At 44.2% G+C, this 5211-nt stretch carries 5 protein-coding genes; all 5 read right to left on the bottom strand.

Annotated features, from left to right (window positions below):
- Window positions 1–13: 13 nt before the first annotated feature.
- The 5 genes from WJ238_RS11155 to WJ238_RS11135 are packed head-to-tail and all read right to left on the bottom strand — an operon-like array spanning window position 14 to window position 5188.
- On the bottom strand, window positions 14–1096 hold the full coding sequence (locus tag WJ238_RS11155; RefSeq protein ID WP_337606965.1) for a substrate-binding domain-containing protein: 1083 nt from the start codon (window positions 1094–1096) through the stop codon (window positions 14–16).
- A gap of 43 nt (window positions 1097–1139) precedes the next feature.
- Window positions 1140–1988 (bottom strand): DUF368 domain-containing protein, encoded by an 849-nt coding sequence (locus WJ238_RS11150; protein WP_337606963.1) that lies wholly within the window; start codon window positions 1986–1988, stop codon window positions 1140–1142.
- Window positions 1989–2001: 13 nt separating this feature from the next.
- On the bottom strand, window positions 2002–3057 hold the full coding sequence (gene hisC, locus WJ238_RS11145; protein ID WP_230105646.1) for a histidinol-phosphate transaminase: 1056 nt from the start codon (window positions 3055–3057) through the stop codon (window positions 2002–2004).
- Between the two features lie 10 nt (window positions 3058–3067).
- Window positions 3068–4255 carry a pyridoxal phosphate-dependent aminotransferase gene (locus tag WJ238_RS11140; protein ID WP_230105645.1) on the bottom strand — a complete coding sequence of 396 codons (1188 nt, stop codon included), beginning with the start codon at window positions 4253–4255 and terminating at the stop codon, window positions 3068–3070.
- Between the two features lie 12 nt (window positions 4256–4267).
- The gene (locus WJ238_RS11135; RefSeq protein WP_316269157.1) at window positions 4268–5188 is read right to left on the bottom strand and encodes a DUF2156 domain-containing protein; all 921 of its coding nucleotides are present in this window, start codon (window positions 5186–5188) and stop codon (window positions 4268–4270) included.
- Window positions 5189–5211 lie beyond the last annotated feature (23 nt).

Raw genomic sequence — 5211 nt, 5'->3', positions numbered from 1 at the left:
GGACGTAACACTTTTAAAAAGTGTTACGTCCCAATTTGCTTAGATTCTCTTCCGTAACAGCCAATGTTTCTGCTCTGTAACATGGCACCATAAATTCTTCTTCCTCTCCGACCAGTTCGTATTCTTCTGTAATCGTTTCGGAAAAGTTACCGCCTTCCGCCATCTGAACTGCGTATTCAGCTGCCTTTTCGGCCAGCTCTTCCGCCGGTATATAGATGGTCATTGCCTGTGTGCCCTCCCGGATCCGTCTGCAGGCGTCAGAATCTGCATTCTGTCCGATGACTGCCATCTCGCCTGTTCTTTGCTCGTTTTCCAGGATTTCAGCCGCCATGCCGGCCATACGGTCTGTTGCACATACAATTGCATCTGCCTGTTTTCCTGCATTTTGAAAAGCCTCTTCTACAGCATGCTTTTCATCTTCCCCGCTCCAGGAAGCGGCGCATCCTCTGTAAGCAATCTCCCAGGAGTTTCCCTCCAATTCCTCTTCCAGAGTATCTGCTGTATTCTGGCTGCTCCGGTCGTTCTCCGGCCCGCATACAAGCAGAATACTTCCCCCTTTCGGAAGCTGATTTTTGATTTCATCGGCAATCTGTTCCCCTGCCATCCGGCTGTCTGCTGCCACAAAGAGATCTGTCTGTTCTCCCTGGATCAGCCGTTCATAAGAAACTACCAGAATCCCCTGGTTTCTTGCATCGCGGATTTCTGCTTCCAATGCGCTGCTGTCCACAGCAGCGACAATGATCACATTGACGCTTTCGTCTGTAAACTGCCGGATCTGCTCTTTTTGCGTTTCTATGTCCCCTTCGGCGCTCTGGATCTCCACCAGGGCTCCCAGCTTCTGAACCGTATCTTCCAGAACTGTCCGCTCTATTTCGCGGCGTTCCTGCTCCATGGAATCAAAAGATACACCAATTTTTACTTTTTCGTTTTCTTCTTCCTGCATATTTTCCTGTGTTTTTTCCTTTGCTTCCGCTGTTCCTTCCCCTGCTGCCGTACCGCTTTCTGTCTCATCAAACGACCTTGGGAAAGAACAGCCGCTAAAACTGACGACCGCAAAAGCAGAGATCAAAACTGCCGCAAAATATTTACACTTCATATCTTTTCCTCTTAGAATCTGCAGGCTGGGCCTCCGGCATTTTCTATTCACCGCCAAGCTTACTTGCCACAAACCATCCGGCAATAAAGGAGATGATTCCTGCCCCCAAAGTCATAACTGAAAAACCGCTCCAGTCTATCTTTAAAAGAATTGCAATAGGCGAAGCCACAATGAGTCCAATGATCGCATAATATGCGTGGATCTCCGCTTTCATGAAAATAAATTCAATCAATTTGGCAATCAGGAAAATTCCGAAAATTACACCGATACCAAATGGAATCAGGATACCGCACTGTACCAGAATACTGTTAATGTCAAAGGATAAAACCGCGTCGATAAATTTGTTAATAGTTCTTAAAATAGTATCATAATACCCTAAAAGCATAAGCATCATAGAGCCGCTGACTCCCGGAATTACCATCGTCGCTGCTGCAATGATCCCAACCAGAAGAAGCTTAATTACATTAATAAGAGTAAAACTTACATCCGCTTCCTTTCCTCCGGTTTCTCCCATAACAGCCATCAAAATAACAACAGCAAAAAATATCACCATAGGAATTATTTTTCCTACTGTGACGGAATGACCTTTTACTTTCTGAAAAATAAAAGGCAGGCTGCCGGCAATCAGTCCGCAGAATGCAAAGTTTGTTGGAATCGGGTAGTTCTCCAAAAGGAACTCAAATACCCTGGACAAAATCACGATAGCAAGCCCTGCACCGATAAAAATTGGCAGCAACAGTTTCATACTCTGCCGGAACTCACTTTTTAAATGTGTAATCGCGTGGATCAGCTTATCGTATAACCCCATGGCAACCATCATAGTCCCGCCGCTGACTCCCGGAATAATATTGGCAATTCCCACTACTATTCCCTGTAACACTGCTTTTAACATAAGTCTCTTCTCCTTATTTCTGCATATATTTTTTCAAAAATTCAAATAATTTCTGCATTTCTTCTTCTGTACCAATAGTAATCCGCAGGTACTGGCTGATCCGTTCACTGTCCCAGTGCCGTACATAAATTCCCTGCTCCTTCATGGCATCAAACATCTCTTTTGCATCATATTCAGGATGAGATGCAAAAATGAAATTTGCTTTTGAATCTGTGAAGGAAAATCCAAGATCTGCAAGTTCTTTTTTTGTCTTTTCCCTTGTATCTGTAATCTTTTTTACCGTATTTTCAAAATATTCCTGATCTTTTACCGCAGCCTCTCCACATACAAGAGCTACCTTGTTTAGCGTATAGGAATTGAAAGAATATTTTACATCGTTCAAATAACGGATCAGTTTCGGATTGCTGATAGCATAGCCGATCCGCATTCCCGCCATGGAGCGGGCCTTGGAAAAAGTCTGCGTCACTACCAGATTATCATAGCGCTCTATCAGTTCTATAGCGGATCTGCCGGCAAAATCAATATAGGCCTCATCCACGATCACAACAACATCCCGGTTATGTTCCAGAATATCTTCTATAAAATCCAACTCCTCATAAACAGCCGTCGGTGCATTTGGATTCGGGAAAATAACGCCGCCGTTCTCCCTGTAATAATCTTCCTTTACGATCCGGAACTCTTCATTCAGTTTCGGGCACTCATAAGGAATGCTGTACAGCTGAGCCCATACTTTATAAAAAGAATAGGTAATATCCGGGAAAAGGATTGGCTTTCCCGAGTTAAAAAAGGTCAAAAAGCACATTGCCAGTACATCATCTGACCCTACGCCTACAAATATCTGGTCTTCTCCTACTCCGTAACAATCTGCAAGAGCTTTTACAAGAATACTGCAGGAAGGATCCGGATAAAGCCGGAAATCCCCGGAGTCTACTTCTCCAAGCACCCTGTCCACTTCCGGAGAAGGCGGATAGGGGTTTTCGTTTGTATTCAGTTTGATCACCTTATTTTGGGGCTGTTCTCCCGGTACGTAAGGTGTGACTTTTCGGATGTTTTCTTCTAATCTGCTCATAGCTGTCCTCTTAAAAATACTCTTTTGCAAGCTCTTTAAACTTCGGAAGAGAATTTACAATCGTCTCATGAGCTACACAGTATGCCAGTCTCACATAGCCGGGGCAGGCAAAAGAGCTGCCCGGAACCATGAGAATATTATATTTCTTAGCCGCCGCACAAAATTCTTTTTCATCCTCTATCGGTGATTTCACAAACAGATAGAAAGCCCCTTCCGGTTTAATACAGGTAAAACCGCATTCTTTCAGACCTTCGTAGAGTGCTTCCCTGTTTCTGTTATAAAAAGAAATATCCGTCTTTTCATTAAGGCATTTTGCCACAACCTTCTGCTGCAGCGTCGGCGCATTGACAAATCCAAGAATACGCGTAGCTACATTGGCTGCAGACTGCACTTCTTCACTGTCTGTCACTTCATCGGGAATAACCAGATATCCGATCCGCTCTCCGGGAAGGGAAAGGGATTTACTGTAGGAATATCCCACAATGGTGTTGTCATAATACTTTGTCAGATAAGGTACTTCTGCTCCGTCATAGACAAGCTCTCTGTAAGGCTCGTCCGAGATCAGATAAATATCTGTTCCATATTCTTTCTGCTTTGCCTCCATAATAGCCGCCATTTTCTGAATGGTAGCTTCTGAATAGACCACTCCGGTAGGATTGTTCGGAGTATTGACAATGACCGCTTTCGTTTTTGGAGTGATTTTCTGTTCAAACTCCTGAAGCCTTGGCTGGAATGTCTCTGTATCAGGAGAAATTTCCACCAGCACGCCGTCATAGTTGTTTGTGTAGGAACGATATTCTCCAAAATAAGGAGCAAATGCAATGACTTCATCTCCCGGATTGAGCAGCGTTTTAAAAATAACGTTCAAACCGCCGGCTGCCCCCACTGTCATAATAATATTTCTCTCGCCAAAGGATGTCCCAAATCTTTCATTCAAAGAATCCGCCACTGCCTGCCGTACCTCCGGATAACCACTGTTACTGTTGGTATATCCATGAAGTGCAATGGGATCTTCACCTTCCACCAGCTCCACGATGGCTTTTTTTACAGCTTCCGGTGCCGGAACATTGGGATTGCCCAGACTGAAATCATATACATTTTCCGCTCCGTAAAGGGAAGCCAGGCGATTGCCCTCTTCAAACATTGCCCGGATAGCGGAACTGTTTGCCACCATACCTTTCATTTTATCTGCGATCATTCTATCTCCTCCTTACTGTACATCTGCCGGGCTTTTCTCTGTTACCAGCCCTTTCTCTACCATAAACACCGGCCGGTAGGAACGTTTCGCCTTCCTAAGGCCTTCCTCCCCGGTATCCTCTTCCCGGTTCACATATTTGTACTGCATACATTCATGCTCTACGAACTGCTGATTGATCATCGGATAGGCACCCTGAACATCCGGAAATGCCTTTTCAATATGCACAACAAATGTATCGGAACAGATTGGCTCTCCCATAGTAAATGCCACAATCTGGTTATCCACACGGAGAAGCCCTCCTTTTAATTCCAGCTCCTCAAAAAGCCGCAGGGAATTGAGAGTAACGCACATCTCTGAATTTTTTTCCGGATCATCGTTACATCCGTTTTGATTTCTCCACTTCAAAGCCATTTGGAAACATTCTTCCACATTGTCTTTTGTAATCGGCTCATAGCTCCATCTTCCCTCGTATGTGGCTTTGAATTTATTAATGTGATTTCTTTTTCCGTGAAGTTTCTTACCGGAAAGTGTACAGAGCTTCTCCGACTCATATACATAATCGGCCAGATCTTCATTGTACTCCACCTGGAATCTTCCCGGATACCAGTTCTCCAACTGTTCAAAATTATCTGGAGTCACATTATAAAGGCAGAATGCTTTGCCCCTTTCCTTACTGTACTGATCCAGCCTGTCAATGGCTTTCCTTACACAGTCCGCCTCACCTGCCGGATAGGCAAATGCAAGCCTGCCTTCGTCTTCGCTTTTAAAGACCAGTGTATCCTCAATAACTGCATACGTTACATTATAAAATCTCGCCCACAAGAAAACATTCACAAAAGTCCGTTCACAGCTTCGGCTTGTATGATGTCTAAAATAATGTGTGATAATCTCCTTATCTTCCAGCTGTGGACGTTTAAAATCATATTCCAGCATATTCTACCCTTCTTTTCTATTGT

Origin of the sequence: Claveliimonas sp. (genome assembly GCF_037273965.1) — a bacterium.
Lineage (GTDB): Bacteria > Bacillota > Clostridia > Lachnospirales > Lachnospiraceae > Claveliimonas > Claveliimonas bilis.
The sequence above is the reverse complement of the archived record's forward strand: the minus strand, read 5'-3'. Positions and strand labels throughout refer to the sequence as shown.